The following is a 17,747-nucleotide window of genomic DNA, read 5'->3' on the forward strand; positions in this document are numbered from 1 at the left end:
GCATCGCAGGCGGTGTATCTGGAGGGAGTCCTCAACGCCGGCTCTACAAAGCGATCATCCGCTGCTTACCGCGGTTCCTCATTGAAGTGCCTCCGGCGGCAAGGGGGGCTGTGTTGTTTCTTTGGCCTCCTTGACCCCCAACTGGAGAATGACGCTGCGTTCGCGTGGGAGATCCGTCCGCCGAGGATGGTGTTAAAAAGGCCGTTTGACACCCCGCCGGGACTCCTCATGATGTCGTCTGCCTCGCTCCTCAGGAACCGGAATGACGTCTTCCCCGCGCCCCGCCAGCCCGCACGCCCGGACCCGTCGCGATCACGCCACGGAACTGGCGGAGGACTACGTCGAAGCGATCGATGACCTCGTCCGCACGACCGGGAAGTGCCGCGTCACCGACCTGGCCAAGCACTTCGGCGTCAGCCACGTCACGGTCAACCGCACCGTCGCCCGCCTCGTCCGCGACGGCTACGTCCAGACCGAACCCTACGGACCCGTCACTCTCACTCCCACCGGCCAGAAAACCGCTCGCACCGCCCGCACCCGCCACGAGATCGTGGAGCGCTTCCTCCGGGCCCTCGGCGTCGGCGACCGCATCGCCGCCATCGACGCGGAAGGGATCGAGCACCACGTCAGCGCGGAAACGCTCCGGGCCATGGAACGCTTCGCCAACGAACACAAGCCCGCTCCGCCGACCGAAGAGGCCTGAGCGGGCGACGACGGCCGAGCGAGGGGGCAGACCGATGCCGCTTCCCCGATTTTTCGAAGCCGGGCCGGCTGGGGCTCATCGGGCGGGAACCGCAAGCTACAATGCGAACCCTCAGCCGTTCCGCGGCGTCTGACCTGAACTCATCGTTTTCCCCCCCAACACAGCCCCCGCCCCATGTCGCAAGACGGCCCCAACTTCGAAAAGTCCGTGCTCATTCCGGTCGTCGCCCAGGACGAGTCGAGCGGCGATGTCCTGATGCTGGCCTACATGAACCAGGAGGCGTACGACGAGACGCTCCAGACTGGGCGGGTCTGCTATTACAGCCGCAGCCGCAAGAAGTTGTGGCGAAAGGGCGAGGAGTCCGGCAACGTCCAGGAACTTAAGTCGATCTACTACGATTGCGACGCCGATACGCTGCTTGTGAAGGTGAACCAGATCGGCGGGGCAGCCTGCCACGAGGGGTACAAGAGCTGTTTCTTCCGCAAGATCGATCCCGCGACGCGGAAGGTCGAAGTGGTCGGCGAACGAGTGTTCGATCCGGCCGAGGTTTATCGCAAGTGAAGGGGATGGCTTCCGGTCGTCGATCGTGAGACAGTTTCTCACTTTCCGACGCGAATCCGCCGCGCCGTCCGCTATCCGGAACTGCCCGCCATGCCCCGTTTCCTGACCGACGTCCGGACCCTCTGCCTGCTCGGCGTGTTCGTCGCCAGCCAGTCCCCGGTCTCGGCCCAGGACGCTCCGGCGGCCGCCCCGAAGGCTCCCGTCGCCGCACCGGCCCCAGCGGCTTCGTCGGACAAGCCGGTTGAACCGACCCTCGCGCCTGACACGGCTCCGAAGACCGAGGCTGGTTCGGCCGCGCCGATGCCGATGGTGTCGCCCGCCGGGACCGTTGTCGCGACGCCTCCCGCGCCCGCTCCGCATCCGGCGGTCTTCCGTTACTACGACAAGGATGGGGACGGCACGCTGTCGCAGGCCGAGTTCGACCAGCTTCCAGAGCCGATCCGCGAATGGCTGACGAAGGAAAAGGTTTCCGCTGAGCAGGGGATTCCCCGTGAGGCCTTTGAGGCGAAGCTTCCGGCCCTGACCGATGCGCTTCGCAAGCGGACCGCAGCCACGGTGCTGGGGCCGACGCCCCTTCCGATGCCCGGTTCCACGCCGGCTCCGTCCGGGAATTCGCGCGGGCAGGGCTCGTCCGAGTTCCAGGGGCTGGATCTCGATCGCGATGGTCAGCTTTCCTTCCGCGAGTGGCGGGCCGGCAAGCGGTTGGCGGCGGACTTTGGCGTCCGTGATCCCAACGGCGACGGGATGGTGACCTCTGCCGAGTTCGACAAGACCCGCGGGCAGACCGCGGCAGCGGCTCCTGCCGTGGCGGGAACGCGGCCGCCTGGCACCCCTGGAGCGCCGCTGGCTCCCCCTTCGGCCCCTGGTACGTCCACTCCGATGCCGACGCCTGGGGCGCCGGCCACCCCGGCAGCGCCTTCGACGACTTCCGGTTTGGGGACGACGGCTTCACGGTCGATGTTTGGAAGCCTGGACCGAAACAAGAACGGCTCGGTCGATCCGGATGAGTGGCAGTACAGCCGCCGTGTCGGCCCCGCGTTCAAGGAGAAGGGGGTCGACATGACGAAGCCGATGTCCGAGGCCCTGTTCCATGAGAACTACGCCAAGGCGTTCCCTCCCTCCAATCGCTCCTGATTCCGCCTCGTCTTCTGGGACTTCATGTCGGAAGAGATCTTCGACGTCTGTGATGAGCAGGACAATGTGATCGGGCAGGCGCCGCGGTCGGTGGTGCATGCCCGCAAGCTCTTGCACCGGGCGGTGCATATCTGGGTGTTCAATTCCAGTGGGGAGCTGCTGACCCATATGCGGTCGGCGACGAAGGATGAGTTTCCTTCGACCTATACGTCGTCGGCGTCTGGGCATCTGTCGGCGGGCGAGACGTATGACGAGGCGGCGCCGCGGGAGCTTGAAGAGGAGTTGGGGATTCGGGCGGAGCTGACGCGGTTGACGTCGCTTCCGGCATCGCCGGCGACGGCTTACGAGCACACGGTTCTTTACCGGTGCACGACGGATGCGACGCCTCGTCCGGATCCGGGCGAGGTGGCGGCGGTTGAGTTCAGGCCGTTTGCGTACGTGGCGGAGATGGCGCGGACGTCGCCGGAGAAGTTCTCGCCGCCGTTTCTGCAGCTGGTGGAGTGGGCTGTGGCGAACGGCGTCGGGCGCTCATGAGCAGGCCCTAGCCGGGGTCCAGGGGGTACCCCTGGTGGGGGATGCAAGGGGGCAACGCCTCCTTGCCCGCCGGAGGCCGTCTCGTCGAGAGATAGTGGAAGGAGCACGTGTCCAAGCGCGGACAGCGTGTCGTATGCCCCCCTCACCAACCCGCGAGGATTACAAGGCCAGCGTTATCGAGTGAGGGAGTCCTCAACGCTGGTATTACAAAGGGGACGCCCGTTGCTCACCGCGGTTCCTCATTGAAGCGCCTCCGGCGGCAAGGGGTTGCCCCCTTGACCCCAGCTGCCATGGCACGTTGGGTTTGAGGTAGCACCCTCGTGCCGGCCAGGACGCGGTTTTGGCTCTGCGCACAAAAACACCCCGGACGCCATTTGGCCTCCGGAGTGCTTCGTTTCTCAGGCGAATCGCTGGCGGCTAGCCGCCAACAACTCAGTTCTTGCCCGGCATCTGGAACAGCGGGCCACCCGTGTCCCCCATACCACCCTTGAGCTCCTTCGGAGCCGCCGGGCGATCGCTCTGGGTCACTTCCGGCTGCTCGACCGGAGCGTCCAGCTTGCGGCTGAGGCCGATCTTCCGGTCGTCCGTGTCGATCCGCAGGATCTTGACCTGGACGCTGTCGCCAACCTTGAGCTGGTCTTCGCCGGCTTCGCCGAGCTCAGACACATGCAAGAGGCCTTCGAGCTGCTCTTCCAGTTCGACGAAGACACCAAAGTTGGTGATCTTCGTGACCTTGCCCTCGACGATCGAACCCGGCTTGTACTGCTGAGGAATCCGGTTTTCCCACGGATCGTTCTCCAGCTGCTTCATGCCGAGAGCAATCCGCTTGCGGACCTCGTCGACCGAGATCACCTGGCAAGTGAGGACGTCCCCCTTCTTCAGCATTTCGCTGGGGTTCGAAATCTTGCGGGTCCAGCTCATGTCGCTGACGTGCAGGAGGCCGTCGACCCCCTCTTCCAGCTCGATGAACGCACCGTAGTTCGTGAGGTTCCGCACCGTTCCCGTGACCGTCGTTCCGATCGGGTACTTGGCCGTGACGTTGTCCCACGGATTCGGCTGGGTCTGCTTCATCCCCAGCGAGATTTCCTGCTTGTCGGTGTTGATGTTGAGAACAACAACCTCGACCTTGTCCCCCTTCTTGACGAGCTCGTCCGGATGGGAAACCCGCTTGGTCCAGGACATTTCGCTGATGTGGACGAGACCTTCGATCCCGTCTTCGAGCTTCACGAAGGCCCCGTAGTTCATCACGTTGACGACTTCGCCTTCGACGCGCGAGCCGACCGGGTACTTCTGCGAAACGTTTTCCCAAGGCGAAGGCAGCTTCTGCTTCAGGCCGAGAGCGATCTTTTCCTTCTCCCGGTCGATGTGCAGGATCTTGACTTCGATTTCGTCGTCGATCTTGACCATTTCGGTCGGGTGATGGATCCGCTTCCACGACATGTCGGTGATGTGGAGCAGACCGTCGATCCCGCCCAAGTCCACGAACGCGCCGAAGTCGGCGATGTTCTTGACGACCCCCTTGCGGATCTGACCTTCGGAAATCTCGGCGAGGAGATTCCGCTTCATCTCGGCCCGCATGTCTTCGATCAGCTTGCGGCGGCTGACGACGACGTTGCGGCGGGTCTCGTCGATCTTGAGGACCACGCAGTCGATGTGCTGGCCGATGTAGGCTTCGATCCGCTGCGGACGGCGGATGTCGACCTGGCTGGCCGGCAGGAACAGGTTGATCCCCTGTCCTGGAGGCGCCGTCGAGGCTCCCTGGCTGATGTTCACCAGCAGACCGCCCTTGATCTGGCGGGTGACGGTGCCGGAGACCTTGTCCCCTTCTTTGAAGTTCGTGGTGAACCAGATCCACTCACGGGCCCGGTCCGCCTTGCGCTTCGAGAGGAGCACGAGGCCGTAGTTGTCTTCGACTTCTTCGAGGAGGACCTCGATCGTGTCGCCGGTCTTCGGCTTTTCTTCGTCATCACCCCATTCGGAGAGGTGGACGGTTCCTTCGCTCTTGTAGCCGATATCGACGAGGACATCGTCTCCATCGATGCTCAGCACCACGCCCTTGACGAGCTGGTTGACGTCGAAGGACTGGGCGGTTTCGTCGTAGATCTGGTCGGCGTAGCCTTCGCCGTCATCGAGCTGACGGAGGACATCGCCGAGTTCGGCTTCGAGATCTTCGTCCGAAACCTGGAATTCACGAATCAAATTGCGATCGACCATGTGGACCCTTGCGCGTCGCCGCGCCTCCAGGCAACACTCCTGGAGTCATGCTGCTGGGTTTTGACCTTTCTGAACGCGACCGGCGATGAGTCAACGTGGCTCATCCAATAGGCGCGGTCCCGCCCGGAAAAATCGGAAGTCGGGAATGGTACTGATCTTCGCGAAGTTTGCCTACCCCATTCGCTGGGGTGGGATGCCGGGGGTAAGTTCGCTGGATACGGGGCCGGCACTACGTCTCTAACCGGGGTCCAGGGGGTACCCCTGGTGGGGAGTGCAGAGGGGCAACGGCCCTTTGCCCGCCGGAGGCTGTCTCGTCGGACACCATTGGAAATCTTGTGTGTCCAAGCGCGGACACCGTGCCGTATGCCTCCTCACCAACCCGGGGGGACCCCAGGGCGAGCGTGGAGTTCTCAACGCCGGTTCCACAAAGCGGACGCCCGTTACTTACCGCGGTTCCTCGTCGAAGAGGCCTCCGGCGGCAAGGGGTTGCCCCCTTGACCCCGGTGGCCGTGGAACGATGGGATTGAGCGGGCGGGAGCTGTGCCGGCGGGGACGTGGTTCGCCCCAATCCCTGAAACCGGCCGACATTCGGCAGGGTAATTCCCACGAGGACTCGTGCTCTAAGAGGCGTTTCTGCCACCGCTTAGGTCGTGGCGGCCGGGACCCCTGATCGAAACGGCCATGATCCAGACGGCGACGCTCGAACCGCACCCCCACCCGCTCGATGAGACGCTTGTCGACGCCGCGGATCCGGGTACGGCGGTGGAGAGGCCGGCGTCGGCCGAAGTCCCAACCTCGGACGACAACCCCGGTGGATGGCGGCTTGGGGCCTGCCCGGTCCCGTGGCGGCATCCGATCCGGGCGACGGGCTGGCTCGTTCGGGCGATTTTCGGCGTGGGGAGCCTGATCCTCCTGCTGGCGGTGATTGCCGCCATCCCGATCGTGAACGTCGCCGCCCTCGGCTACCTGCTGGAGGTGGAGGGCCGTGTCGCCCGCACCGGGAAGCTCCGGAACGGCTTTCTCCTGCTCGACGTCGCCCCGCGGCTCGGGGCGATTGCGCTCGGCGTTTACCTCTGGATCCTGCCGCTCCGGCTGGTCTCCTTCGCCGCGGCGGATGCCCGGATCATCGACCCCGGCGGACCGGCCGACCGGAAGCTCCACTTCGCCGCGCTCGTTCTCTGGGCGCTGATCTCGACCCACCTCTGTCTGGCCCTCGCCCGCGGCGGATCGTTCTGGACGTTCTTCCGGCCGCTCAAGAACGTGCTCTGGTTCCGCCGCCGGCTCCGCGAAGGGAACTACTGGGAGACCGCCAGCGACCATGTCCGTGACTTCGTCTCACGGCTCCAGTTCCGGCACCACTTTTCGCTCGGCCTCCGCGGGTTCCTGGTCGGACTCGCCTGGCTTGTGATTCCCTCGGCGGTCTTCGCGGCGGCGAAGCGCCCGGATGGGCCCGCCGTGCTGCTGCCGCTTGTCGGCGGGATGATGCTGGTGCTCGTCTTCTCCTGGCTGCCGTTCCTCCAGGCACGGTTCGCGTCGACGAACGAGTGGCGGGCCGGCTTCGAACTGCGGGCGGTCCGGGACCTCTTCGGCTACGCCCCGCTGACGTGGCTCGTCACGGTCCTGTTCGTCTACGTCCTGGCCCTGCCGATTTACCTCTTCAAAGCGTTCCTGCTGCCGCCCGACGCCCTCTGGCCCATCACGCTGATTTTCATCGCCTCGAACTACCCCGCCCGCGTTCTGACAGGCTGGGCCTATCACCGGGCGACGCGGCGGAAAGTGCAGGGAAAACGCTCGTGGTGGATCACGAGGACGGCGATCCGCTTCCCGCTCATGCTGGCGGTCCTGGCGGTCTTCACCTTCATCCTCTACTTCACGCAGTTCATCGGCGAGCACGGCCGGGCGGAGCTCTTCAAGCACCACGCCTTCCTGCTCCCGTGGCCGTATCTGCTCCCCTGGCGGCCGCAGTAGAAGCGGTCCGCTGTCAGAGATCAGCCGTCAGCCCAGGACGGGGCCAGGCCGGTTACTCGCGGGACGCTGGCCGTTTCGTCCCAGTACTGGGGCCCGCGCTGGGGCGGATACCGGAGGCCGGGACGACACCGCTGGTGGGGCCCTGGATCAGAACTCCGACCTGGATCGCGTCGAAGTCCTCGTCATTGGTCTTGATGGTCAGCCTGGCAAAGTTGCGTCCGGAGGGGACCTCGCCCGCCACATCAATCCGGATCGGGTACCGCCGCCGGCCGTCGTCGTCGACTTCCAGGCGGCCCACTGTGACCTGGGCGTGGGGCGAGTTGATCTCGGCGGACACGACCTCGAGCTGGCCCCCGCGCGTGTCGACGACGTGGATCGTCCGCGAATCGGGCTGGCCGGTGAGCTGGTAGAAATAGACCTCGGGTGGCTCGACCGTCACCTTCTGCTTCGGCAGGATCACTCGCAGGGCGAGCGTCTCCTCGTAAGTCCGCCCGTCGGCGACGTACTCGACCTTGGTCAGGTACTCCTTCGGTCCCGCCTGCTCGCGGTCGGTCTTCACGCCGACGGTGAACCGCCCCCGCTCGCCGGGGCCGTAGTCCTTCTTGCCGTCGTAGAGCCGCGGGGTGATACAGCCGCAGCTCGGCTCGACCTTGGTGATCTGGATCGGCTTGTCGCCGCGGTTTGTGAACTGGAAGAAGGCGCTGATCACCGGCTGGAGGGCGACTTCATGGAGGTTGACGGTGTACTGGTCAAAGGCGAGCGGCGGCCGTTCGACCGCAGCCGCGAGCGGCGCGGGCCGGACCGGCTGGGCGTGGACGATGACCGCCAGCAGGCAGGGAAGGGCGGCAAGGGCCCAGAGCCCGGCCTTGAGTCGCGTCCCCGTCGAAGGCGAAGCCGCCGCGGGGGCAAGGGGAGGGGCGGGGGCGGGAGAGGAGTCAGAGGGGGCGCCGTCCATGGTCCCGTCGTCCTGAGGTGAGGAATTTTCAGGCCGTTTTGTAGCCGAGCCCCGCAAAACCGGGCAACGCGAATGTTTTCGGCCGTACCCGATCTCCGACCTGTCTTTGTCCGTGTGCATCTGTGTTCATCTGTGGCTCAACAATGTTTTTTGCCACGGATGAACACAGATGAACGCAGATCAGACCCGTTCCGATTCCACACGCAGTGGCTTCGGCCGCAGTCTGGACGGCTCTTGCTGACGGCTGAACGCAGCTTCCGTGGCATCGCTGCCGGGCTTTCGACAGAATCCGGATGCGCGCGGCAACTCACCTGCTTTGAGGATCTTTCCCGATGGATTTGCTGACGACTCTCCCCGGCTCGCTGATGGAACATTTTTTCCCCGCCGGGTGGGATCTCAAGAAGATTGACGCCTGCGTCGACGACGACCCGAAGTCGATCACCATCCGCCAGAAGTTCTGGCATCCCAAGTTCCAGCCGGTCCCCTGCGACTCGATCCACGACTTCGACACGCTACTCGGCCACGAGATCGCCCTCACGATCAAGCAGAGCCGCGACGCCGGCGAGAAGCTGGCCCTGATTCTGCCCGTCGGGCCCATGGGGATGTACCGCTGGGCGGTCTATTTCCTGACCGAGTGGGGTGTGCCATGCGACCACGTCTTCGGCTTCAACATGGATGAGTGGAGCGACGCCCAGGGGAACACTCTGCCGTCGACCAATCCCGGGGCGTTCCAGTACGCGATGGAGCAGGCGTTCTACGGGCCGCTCGGCAAGTTGACCGTCCCCAAGAAGCAGCGGAATTTTGCACTGAAGAAGAATCTGCCGACTTACGCCGACCGGATTGGCGAGTTGAAGTCTGGCGGGGCGAAGCTGGGGGTGATCTTCGGGATCGGGCGGGTCTGTCACATCGCTTTCTGGGAGCCGCACTTTGCGGCGGAATACAAGACCGAGGCGGAGTGGAAGCAGCAGTCGTACCGGATCGGGGCGAAGCTTCATCCGCTGACGGTGGAGCAGAACGCGATTACCAGCTTCAAGAGCCGGACGACGCTTGTTCCGGCATATGCCAACACGATTGGGCCGGCGCTGTTCCTGAGTGCTGATAAGATCATTGGCGGGGCGGACGGGACGCTGGGGCGCGGGATGATGTGGCAGGGTTTGAGCCTGTGGATGACGCTGCGGCACGGTCCGAGTCCGTGGATTCCTTCGAGCTACATGCCGACGCAGCCGGGGCGTTTGTTCTTTTTGAAGGAACTGGCGGGACCGCTTGTGGCCGAGTGCAATTGAGACGCCACAGAGTAGCGCGCCGGTCCAGATCGCGTTCTGGCCGGCAGAGCGCTGTTTGCTCAAACCCAACGTGCGACGGCAGCCGGGGTCAAGGGGGTCACCCCTTGCCGCCGGAGGCAGTCTGGTGAGGAACCGTGGGATACAACGGATGTTTCCTTTATGGGACCGGCGTTGAGGACTCCCTCAAAATACACCGCTTGCGATGCACTCCCCGCGTGTTCGTGATGGGGCATCCGGCACCTTGTCCGCGTTTGGATACGTACTCCTTCAGACATCTCTCGACGGCCAGGCCTCCGGCGGGCAAAGGGGGATTCTCCCCCCTTGCATCCCCCCACCAGGGTGCCCCTGGACCCGGTTGATCGGCCCTGCTGGTCTGCCGCGATCGAGGAAGCGTCTGCGGAGCGGATCCGACGTACACAAAACAGAACCGAGGTCGTATAAGTTAGGACCAGGATTCCGAGAGCGGGGGCGCCTCGACATGATTCGGGATCACTGGCTCGGCTGGCAGGCTCATCCCGCGGAGCGAGATGACTGCATTGATCGCGACGGTGGAGGTTTCGATGGTGCGACGGATTGGCCTCGGTCTTCTTCTGGCCTGGTGTCTGGCGATCTCGGTGCAAGAGGCCACGGCGGGAACGTCGAACAGCCTCATGGACATCTCGACCGACGGGAAGCTGATGGCGTGCGCCAATCGCGACGCCAACAGCCTCTCGATCATCGACCTGTCCTCGAAGAAGACAACTCACGTCCTCCCGATCGGCCTCCATCCCGAAGGAGTGACGTTCCTCGGCGACTCGCACGATGTTGCCGTCGCGGTCTACGGCGACGACCTCATCAAGGTGGTCTCGGCCGAGACGGGCGAGACGAAGCAATCGATCGAAGTCTTCGACGAACCCTACAGCGTCGTGGCCTCGAAGGACGGCGCGACGATCTATGCCACGCTCGACTACCCGGGGAAGGTCCTGGCTATCGACGCGGCGTCCGGGAAGATCACACAGGAGTGGTCCGCCGGCCAGTTCCTCCGCGGGCTCGCCCTCGGTCCGGACGGGACGCGGCTCTACGTCACTGAGTACTACACCGGGATCGTGAAAGCGGTCGACACCGCCACCGGCCAGGTGGTCGAGGAATGGGTCGGCTCCGCGCAGGACAACCTCGCCCGGCAGATCATCCTCCATCCCTCGCGACCCAAGGCATACGTCCCACATATCCGCTCGCGGATCACGGTCGCCCAGGGGGACGGCTCGATCTTTCCATACATCAGCATGATCGACACCGACTCGAAGGAAGAGTCGCGGCGGCGGCGGGTCCAGATGGACTCCTTCCGCGGAACGTATGTGACCGCCAACCCGTCGGAAGTCGCGGTCTCGCCCGACGGCTCGCGGCTCTTCGTCGTGTTCGGCGGAACGGACGACATGTTCGTCTGCGACGTCCTCGACGATAACTACCGCGAGATCAAGTTCCGGCAGCTCATCCAGCTCGGGGCGAATCCCCGCGCAGTCCGCGTCTCGCCCGACGGCGAGCGGTTCTACGTCTACAACGCCCTCGACTATCAGGTCGTCTCCTACGACGCCGGGAGCGGCGAGCCGCTCGGCAAGATTCAGACCTGCGAGAACCCGCACGACGAGGAGATGTGGCTCGGCAAGCGGCTGTTCTATCTCGCGAAGCAGCCAATGGTCGGATTGCGGTGGATCTCCTGCTCGAGCTGCCATCCCGACGGCGACCCCGATGGCCGGACCTGGCAGCAGCCCGAGGGCCTGCGGCAGACGCAGCCCCTCGCCGGCCTCGCCTGGACGCATCCGCTCCACTGGTCGGCGGACCGCGATGAAGTCCAGGACTTCGAACACACCGTCCGCGGACCGCTGATGCAGGGCCGGGGGCTCGTGAAGGGCCGGATCCACGATTCGCTCGCCAATCCGAACAGCGGCCTTTCGAAGGAACTCGACGCCCTCGCGGTCTACTCGAACTCCCACCAGTTCCCGCTGAGCCCGTACGCCAGGAACGGCCTATCGGCCGCCGCGAAGCGTGGTCAGACGCTGTTCCACTCGGAAGCGGTCGGCTGTGCCAAGTGCCACAGCGGCGCGTTCTACAGTGACTCCCGGCCGGGCGAAAAGTTCACGATGCACGACGTCGGGACCGGCACCGCAGACAAGTCCGAGAAGATGGGAACGAAGTACGACAGCCCGACGCTGCTCGGTCTCTATCGCTCCGCCCCGTACCTCCACGATGGCACCGCGGCGACGCTCGAAGAGGTTCTGACGACGCAGAACGCCGGCGACCGCCACGGCAAGACGAGCCAGCTTTCGAAGACAGAAGTCGCCGACCTCGTCGAGTTCCTCAAGGCCCTGCCGTTCGAGGACCCCGTCCCCGCCGCGAAGGACCAGGGACTCAAGCAGGTCCGGAAGTAGCGGCGGATCGGTCGCGAGCCCGGCGGCGGAATCCGACCAGGATCGCGACCCCCGCGGTGGCGATGAGGCTCCACTTGAGCTTCGTCAGGAGCGACGCGGCGACGATCCGGGCGTCTGAGGCGGCGTTCGGATCGGACGCGATCGACGCCAGGAGTCCGTTCTCTCCCCAGTCGGCGAGGACGATCCCGACCGGCAGCCAGAGGAGCCGGGGGCCGGCCCTGGGATAGAGCCGGGCCAGCGGGATCGCCAGGAGCGTCGCGAACAGGACCGGGAAGACGAGATCGAGCGACAGGAGCGTGCGGACATAGAGCGTCCGCCCCTCGTCGCCGATGGTCGCCAGGAAGGTCCGGGCTGACTCTGGCGTGTAATGGAACTGCTCGTCGAGGGCTCTGTTCACCGCGCCGAACTTCGCAGCCCGCAGACGGAAACCGGCTCCCGCGACGAGGAGCAGGATCACGACCGTCAGGACGAAGCCTCGCGGCAGCCGGCGGCGAAGTCGGTCCTGAAGGGGCGTCAGCAGGGGGGGCATGGTCCGTCGGCCGTCAAGAATGGAGGCGGGGGTCAGACGCGGCAGAGGTGGCTCAGGCCCGCGGCTTGGCGAGGGTCACCTTCAGCGTGACCTCCTCCATCCCGCGGCGGACGGTGACGTCCACCTCTTCTCCCGCTTTGAACTTCCGCAGCGCGAGATCGAAGTCGTCGAGGCTGCCGACCTTGTCCTTGCCGACGCCGATGATGACGTCCCCCGCCTTGATCCCACCCTTCTCGGCCGGGCTGTCCGGCGCGACCCCCTGGATGGCGTACCCCTTCGCATCGCTGTTGAAGTCCGGGATGCTGCCGAAGTAGGGCCGGCTTCCTTCGCGGGCGAGCTGCGAATTCCCTTCGATCCGGATGTACTCCGGCCGCTTGTCCGCCCGGGCGATCCCCAGGATGAGCTGCTCGTAGAAGTCGCAGATCCGCCGCATGCCGGGGACGTTGAGCTTGTCCCAGTCGTCCGCCGGGCGGTGGTAGTCGGCATGCAGTCCCGTGAAGACATGCATCACCGGGATCTTTTTGGCGTAGAACGATGAGTGGTCGCTCGGGCCGAACCCTTCGGGCTTCTTCGTGATCTCGAACTTGAGCGACTTGTTCGCTTCGTCGACGAGCGCGTTCCAGACCGGGGCGGTTCCGGTGCCGTAGACCGTGAGCTTGTCGGCGTCGAGGCGGCCGATCATGTCGAGGTTGAACATCGCGATCGTGTCTTCGAGCGGCACGAGCGGCGTCTTGACGTAGTAGGCCGAGCCGAGGAGGCCCCGTTCTTCGCCGGTGAAGGCGATGAAGACGATCCGTCGCGGGATCCGCTCCCGCTCGGCGGAGAGGCGGCGGACGAGTTCCAACAGCCCCGCGGTCCCCGAGGCGTTGTCGTCCGCCCCGTTGTGGATTTCCTTCGAGCCCGGCAGCATCGAGCCTTCCTCGCCGTAGCCGAGGTGATCGTAGTGGGCTCCGACGACGATCGTCTCCTTGGCGAGCGGGCCGGCGGCCGGTTCGAGGACGCCGACGACGTTCTTGATCTTCGCCCGGAGGACTTTGAGGTGAACCTGGCCGACCGCTTTCCAGCCGATCAGGTCGGCGGAGAGGGGCTTGCCGGTCTTGTCGATCTCGGCCTCGATCTCCTCAGAGGTCTTCTTGAGGGTCGCCTTGAGGACCGGGTCGAGGACGGAGCGCTTGAGGTGGAAGATCGGGACCGAGTCCCCCGGCTTCGCGCCGCCGTAGCCGAAGGCCATCAGCGGGTCGGTGTCGTTCTTCTCGACCTGTTCCTTCACTTCGCGGTAGTGCTTGGCTGCTTCGGCGAGGGTCTTGCGGACCTCTTCGTTCTTGTCCGCGGGCGTGGAGTCGAAGGCGAGGGCCGCTTCGGCGATGCGGCTGCGTGCTTTCTCGAGCTGCTCCTGAAGCCGGGCGGCGTCGTCGCGACCGGTGTGCGGGTCGTTGAGGAGGATGATCCCCTTGGCCCCGCGGCGGAAGGCGTTGCTGACCTTGGTCCGGAGGGCTCCGTACTGGGCGGCGCCGTGGCCGGAGAACGGTCCGTCCTTGGCGTCCTGCTGAGGGGTCCGCCGCATCAGGACGACGACCTTGTCCTTGACGTCGATGCCGTCGTAGTCGTTGTAGGCCCCTTCGATGTCGATGCCGTAGCCGACGAAGACGAGGGGCGTGTCGAGTGTCCCGCTGTCGCCGAACGAGCCGACTTCGAAGTCCCCTTTGATCTTGAGGGGCGTCGCCTTCCCGTCCGGTCCGACCAGCGCGAGTTCGTTGGTCCCTTCCAGTTCGACGCCGTTGACGACGTCGAACTCCTGGAAGGCGTCACCGTCGTCGACGGTGACGTTGAGTCCGGCCGCAGCGAACTGGTCGCGGATGAAGTCGGCCGCTTTGTTGATCCCCTGGGTGCCGAGGCCGCGGCCTTCCCATTCGTCGGAGGCGAGCTGGCGGACGTCGTCGAGAAGCCGCTTCTCGGAGTCGGTCGTGGCATCTGCCAGGAGGAGTGATGCTCCGGCGAGGAGGCCAAGAGCTGTCAGGGTTGTCAGGGGGAGCAGACGGCGAAGGGACAACGGCATCGGCGGGACCTTGCTGGCAGGAATTTTCCGTCGCGTTGCGCGGGGAGGGGGCTCGATGTGGTGGAGCGGGTCGAGTCTATCGGACGTCTGTGGATGGACGAAAGCGGTGGGCCGTTCGCTTTTCGGGCGGGTGGGCGGAACCACGTTCATGCCGGACGGACTTTCATGGCTCAAACCCAACGTGCCACGGCAGCCGGGGTCAAGGGGCCAAGAAAACAACACAGCCCCTTGCCGCCGGAGGCGCTTCTGTGAGGAACCGTGGTCAGCAACGGATGTTCCTTTTGTGGGACCAGCGTTGAGGACTCCACGCTCGCCCTGGAATTCCCGTGGGCTGGTGAGGGGGCATCCGGCGCGTTGTCCGCGGTTGGACACGCGTTCCTTCAGACATCTCTCGACGGCCAGGCCTCCGGCGGGCAAAGGGGCGTTGCCCCTCTGCACTCCCCACCAGGGTGCCCCTGGACCCGGTTGGGATGAGTAGGGCATCATCCGTTGGTTCGATGCGGCCAACAGCGGTTCTGTTTCGTGGAGCGCTCCCATGACGCGATCCTTGAGTCGACGGCAGTTTCTCGTTGCGTCCGGCGCGGCCGGGATCGCCGGAACCCAGGGACTCGAATTGTTCGCCGCTGCGGCCGAGGTGAAGGGGGCCGCGGCGCCGCTCCCCTCAATCACGATCCCCGACTGGGTTCGCGACGTCACCCGCATGTCGTTCCTCGCTCCGGGGCTCGTTCCCGACGTCGCCCGCGCCGGCGTTCAGGTCGTCCACGGCAACGCCGTCTGGCCCTACTACCCCCTGCGGCGGGACCGTGGAAACCTCAAGCCAGAAGAACAGACCTCTCTGCGGCAGTTCGTCGACGAAACACACCGCCACGGAATGCGGCTCGTCCTGGGCCTCCCCCCATTCCCCTCCGTCGCGGCGATGCAGGCCCACCCCGAATGGCGGGTCGCGCCGGAGCCCGGCGAAAAGTCACTGGCGGTCGTTCCGGAGGAGGGGAACCTCGGGACCCGGATCCCCTGCAACCTCGGCCCGTGGGGGGACTACCTCATTGAGCTCTGCGCGGAGCTGATGACCGACTACGGCCTCGACGGCTACTCGTTCGACGGCAACTACGCGCCGCCTCTCTGCTACTGCGGGACCTGCCGCGCCGCCTACCGGGCCGAGGCCGGGCAGGAGCTTCCGCCGGCGGTCAATCTCGATGACGTCGCCTATCGCCGCTACCTCGTCTGGCGAGGCGAGAAACTGGAGCAGCACTACGCCCGGCTGCAGGCCCGGCTCAAGGGGCTGCGGCCCGACGCCGTCATCATGACCTGGACCGTCAACGCCGGACGGTACGGGCACTTCCTCCATTCGCCCCGGGCGATGCCGGCGCGGCTCAACCGGCTGATCGACCTGCCGATGCAGGAATGGTGGCTCGACGAAACGAACCTCGGAATGAGTGTCATCCCGTCGTTCGGGGCGGAGTACCTGGCGTGCGTGGCGGGCTACGGTCCCAACGGGTGCGAGCCGTACCTGATGTCGCGGGGCAACCCCTACAGCGGCGACAGTTTTCCGGCCCACGAGCGAATGATCCGCTCGATGCAGGTCCTGGCCCACGGGAGCACGACCGCCCACTCGGTCGGCTGGACGAACGGCGTCGAGGGGGCCGCCCCAATCTTCGCCGAGACGAAACGCCGCGAGCCGTGGATCACCAGGGCCCGACCGCTACCGTGGTGCGCGATGCTCGTCAGCGAGCAGACGCGGCAGTTCTACGCCTACCGGGATATCGCCGAGCGGTTCCTCCCCGCGCCGCTGGGAGCGTACCGCGCGGCGCTCGAAGACCATCTGCCGCTGTCGCTCCTCAACGACTGGGATGTGACGGCCGAATCGCTGGCGAAGTTCCGCGTGCTGGTCCTCCCGAACGCCGCAGCCTTGTCCGAGGTCCAGATCGAAGCGATCCGGAGATACGTGACCGAGGGCGGGGGGCTCGTCGCCTCGACGGAGTCCTCGCTGTGTGACGAACTCGGCCAGCCCCGGAAGGACTTCGGGCTGGCCGATCTCTTCGGTGTCTCGTACCGAGGGCGGCCGCAGACGACGGTGGGGAAGGCGCCGATCGATCCGAACTTCGCCATCGCGCTCGACGAGCGGTACTGGCAGCAGCGAGTCGGTGCCGCGACGCTGGCGTGGGAGGCCCATCCCCTCGTCGACTTCGAAGGACTCCAGGCGCTCGTCCCGGCGAAGCGGTCCCGGTTCAAAGGCCCGCAGGTTCTGGTCAGTCACCCGGAGAAGCCGGAGGAGGTTGCGGCCCGACTGATTCCCGACGGAGAGGGGGGCGTCCCGATGGACCAGGCCGCGTCGCCCGCGATCGTCGCCCGAACCGTCGGACGCGGGCGGGTCGTCTACTTTGCGGCGGGCGTCGATGCGGGGCTGTGGAGCTACGCCTACCCCTACGAGCGGATTCTCTTTAACCGGGCGATCGAATGGGCCGCCGGCGGGCCACCCCCGATCCAGGTCACCGCGCCGCGGTGCGTCGGGGTGACCTTCAAGGAGCGGGATGTCGAGGGAACTGACAGTCGCCAGCTTGTGATCCACTTCCTGAACAACGTGCAGACGACGGCGGGGCACGGCCTTCCGGGGACCGACGTCCCGCTCCGCGAGGAGTCACTCCCGATCCATGGCATCCGCGTCACGTTTCGCGATCGGGCCAGCGTCCCGAGGCGGTTCCACGTCGAGCCAGGGAACATCCAGCCTCGCGTCATCCACGAAGGGGACCGGACCACGGTCGAGCTTCCCCCGCTCGACATCCACTGCATGCTGATCGGCGAGCCAGCCTGAGCCGGTTACGGCCTACAACGTTTCGGAGCGAAGCCACTCCATCCGCACATTCACAAGCCGCTCGCCACGGCACTCGACCGTCTGCCGGGCGATCGTCGAGAAGCCGAGCGATTCGAAGAACGGGAGCGCGGTGAGGCTCGCTTCGACAAAGAGCCGCTCGAGCCCCTGCCGTTCCGCTTCGGCCAGGATCGCTTGCAGCATCGCCCGGCCGACGCCCTGCCGCTGGTGGTCCGCCGAGACGTAGACCCGGTCGATGTGTCCATCGGGCTCCAGCTCGGCGAAGCCTGCCACGCGCGGCGGCTCGGAACTGTCCTCCGCCACGACGACGAAGCGGTCCTCAAACCGCCGGCACCATGCCGATGCGTCGATCTCGTCCGAGGCCCAGGCGGTGATCTGGCTGGCGGGATAGTCGCGGATGTTCACGCGGCGGATCGTGTCGCGGAACAGGTGGAGCAACCGGGGGCCGTCATCGGGGCGGTAGGGGCGGAGGCGGATCATCAGGATGGCGGCGGGGCAGAGAAGGGCGGTGGCGGACGAGGTGACCGGCGTGTCGGGACTCAACCGGCGTAGGCTTTCCGGAGGACTTCGATGTCGAG

The 17,747-nt window shown here is 65.7% G+C and carries 13 protein-coding genes; 8 read left to right on the forward strand and 5 right to left on the reverse strand.

The window, feature by feature from the left end:
* Positions 1-262 precede the first annotated feature (262 nt).
* From mntR to VT03_RS24250, 4 genes are all read left to right on the forward strand, one after another.
* On the forward strand, positions 263-703 hold the full coding sequence (gene mntR, locus VT03_RS24235; protein ID WP_075095391.1) for a manganese-binding transcriptional regulator MntR: 441 nt from the start codon (positions 263-265) through the stop codon (positions 701-703).
* 174 nt (positions 704-877) lie between these two features.
* Positions 878-1,264 (forward strand): phosphoribosyl-AMP cyclohydrolase, encoded by a 387-nt coding sequence (hisI, locus tag VT03_RS24240; protein WP_075095392.1) that lies wholly within the window; start codon positions 878-880, stop codon positions 1,262-1,264.
* A gap of 90 nt (positions 1,265-1,354) precedes the next feature.
* Positions 1,355-2,398 (forward strand): hypothetical protein, encoded by a 1,044-nt coding sequence (locus VT03_RS24245; RefSeq protein ID WP_075095393.1) that lies wholly within the window; start codon positions 1,355-1,357, stop codon positions 2,396-2,398.
* 24 nt (positions 2,399-2,422) lie between these two features.
* Positions 2,423-2,932 carry an NUDIX hydrolase gene (locus VT03_RS24250; protein WP_075095394.1) on the forward strand — a complete coding sequence of 170 codons (510 nt, stop codon included), beginning with the start codon at positions 2,423-2,425 and terminating at the stop codon, positions 2,930-2,932.
* A gap of 432 nt (positions 2,933-3,364) precedes the next feature.
* On the opposite strand, the gene VT03_RS24255 is transcribed toward VT03_RS24250, so the two are convergent.
* Complete coding sequence (locus VT03_RS24255) at positions 3,365-5,146, reverse strand: 30S ribosomal protein S1 (protein WP_075095395.1); 1,782 nt, start codon at positions 5,144-5,146, stop codon at positions 3,365-3,367.
* A 681-nt stretch (positions 5,147-5,827) separates the two neighbouring features.
* Here VT03_RS24255 and VT03_RS24260 point away from each other — a divergent pair.
* Positions 5,828-7,114, forward strand: coding sequence for a DUF4013 domain-containing protein (locus VT03_RS24260; protein WP_075095396.1), 1,287 nt, complete (start codon positions 5,828-5,830; stop codon positions 7,112-7,114).
* A 52-nt stretch (positions 7,115-7,166) separates the two neighbouring features.
* Here the strand turns inward: VT03_RS24260 and VT03_RS24265 are convergent, their stop codons facing one another.
* Positions 7,167-8,069 (reverse strand): DUF1573 domain-containing protein, encoded by a 903-nt coding sequence (locus VT03_RS24265; RefSeq protein ID WP_075095397.1) that lies wholly within the window; start codon positions 8,067-8,069, stop codon positions 7,167-7,169.
* 332 nt (positions 8,070-8,401) lie between these two features.
* Between VT03_RS24265 and VT03_RS24270 the strand changes: the two genes are divergently transcribed.
* Both VT03_RS24270 and VT03_RS24275 read left to right on the forward strand, forming a co-directional pair.
* Positions 8,402-9,352, forward strand: coding sequence for a glucosamine-6-phosphate isomerase (locus VT03_RS24270; protein WP_075095398.1), 951 nt, complete (start codon positions 8,402-8,404; stop codon positions 9,350-9,352).
* Between the two features lie 560 nt (positions 9,353-9,912).
* On the forward strand, positions 9,913-11,757 hold the full coding sequence (locus tag VT03_RS24275) for a beta-propeller fold lactonase family protein (RefSeq protein WP_156514726.1): 1,845 nt from the start codon (positions 9,913-9,915) through the stop codon (positions 11,755-11,757).
* Here VT03_RS24275 and VT03_RS24280 read toward each other — a convergent pair.
* Together VT03_RS24280 and VT03_RS24285 are read right to left on the reverse strand one after the other, a co-directional pair.
* Positions 11,738-12,286 (reverse strand): hypothetical protein, encoded by a 549-nt coding sequence (locus VT03_RS24280; protein ID WP_075095400.1) that lies wholly within the window; start codon positions 12,284-12,286, stop codon positions 11,738-11,740. The genes VT03_RS24275 and VT03_RS24280 overlap by 20 nt on opposite strands.
* A 52-nt stretch (positions 12,287-12,338) precedes the next feature.
* Complete coding sequence (locus VT03_RS24285) at positions 12,339-14,342, reverse strand: M20/M25/M40 family metallo-hydrolase (protein WP_075095401.1); 2,004 nt, start codon at positions 14,340-14,342, stop codon at positions 12,339-12,341.
* Positions 14,343-14,877: 535 nt separating this feature from the next.
* Here VT03_RS24285 and VT03_RS24290 point away from each other — a divergent pair.
* A complete protein-coding gene (locus VT03_RS24290; RefSeq protein WP_075095402.1) occupies positions 14,878-17,151 on the forward strand; it encodes an alpha-amylase family protein in 2,274 nt (757 codons plus the stop codon).
* 12 nt (positions 17,152-17,163) lie between these two features.
* On the opposite strand, the gene VT03_RS24295 is transcribed toward VT03_RS24290, so the two are convergent.
* Entirely contained in the window at positions 17,164-17,712 is a 549-nt protein-coding gene (locus VT03_RS24295; protein ID WP_197489065.1) for a GNAT family N-acetyltransferase, read from the reverse strand.
* Positions 17,713-17,747 lie beyond the last annotated feature (35 nt).

Source organism: Planctomyces sp. SH-PL14 (genome assembly GCF_001610835.1).
In the GTDB taxonomy this organism is placed as follows: domain Bacteria; phylum Planctomycetota; class Planctomycetia; order Planctomycetales; family Planctomycetaceae; genus Planctomyces_A.

Bases quoted from the DNA above. Each gene is read 5' to 3' on its own strand.
- VT03_RS24280 (WP_075095400.1), bottom strand. From the start codon at position 12,286: ATGCCCCCCCTGCTGACGCCCCTTCAGGACCGACTTCGCCGCCGGCTG.
- VT03_RS24290 (WP_075095402.1), top strand. From the start codon at position 14,878: ATGACGCGATCCTTGAGTCGACGGCAGTTTCTCGTTGCGTCCGGCGCG.
- VT03_RS24275 (WP_156514726.1), top strand. From the start codon at position 9,913: ATGGTGCGACGGATTGGCCTCGGTCTTCTTCTGGCCTGGTGTCTGGCG.
- hisI (WP_075095392.1), top strand. From the start codon at position 878: ATGTCGCAAGACGGCCCCAACTTCGAAAAGTCCGTGCTCATTCCGGTC.
- VT03_RS24270 (WP_075095398.1), top strand. From the start codon at position 8,402: ATGGATTTGCTGACGACTCTCCCCGGCTCGCTGATGGAACATTTTTTC.
- mntR (WP_075095391.1), top strand. From the start codon at position 263: ATGACGTCTTCCCCGCGCCCCGCCAGCCCGCACGCCCGGACCCGTCGC.
- VT03_RS24265 (WP_075095397.1), bottom strand. From the start codon at position 8,069: ATGGACGGCGCCCCCTCTGACTCCTCTCCCGCCCCCGCCCCTCCCCTT.
- VT03_RS24250 (WP_075095394.1), top strand. From the start codon at position 2,423: ATGTCGGAAGAGATCTTCGACGTCTGTGATGAGCAGGACAATGTGATC.
- VT03_RS24285 (WP_075095401.1), bottom strand. From the start codon at position 14,342: ATGCCGTTGTCCCTTCGCCGTCTGCTCCCCCTGACAACCCTGACAGCT.
- VT03_RS24260 (WP_075095396.1), top strand. From the start codon at position 5,828: ATGATCCAGACGGCGACGCTCGAACCGCACCCCCACCCGCTCGATGAG.
- VT03_RS24255 (WP_075095395.1), bottom strand. From the start codon at position 5,146: ATGGTCGATCGCAATTTGATTCGTGAATTCCAGGTTTCGGACGAAGAT.
- VT03_RS24245 (WP_075095393.1), top strand. From the start codon at position 1,355: ATGCCCCGTTTCCTGACCGACGTCCGGACCCTCTGCCTGCTCGGCGTG.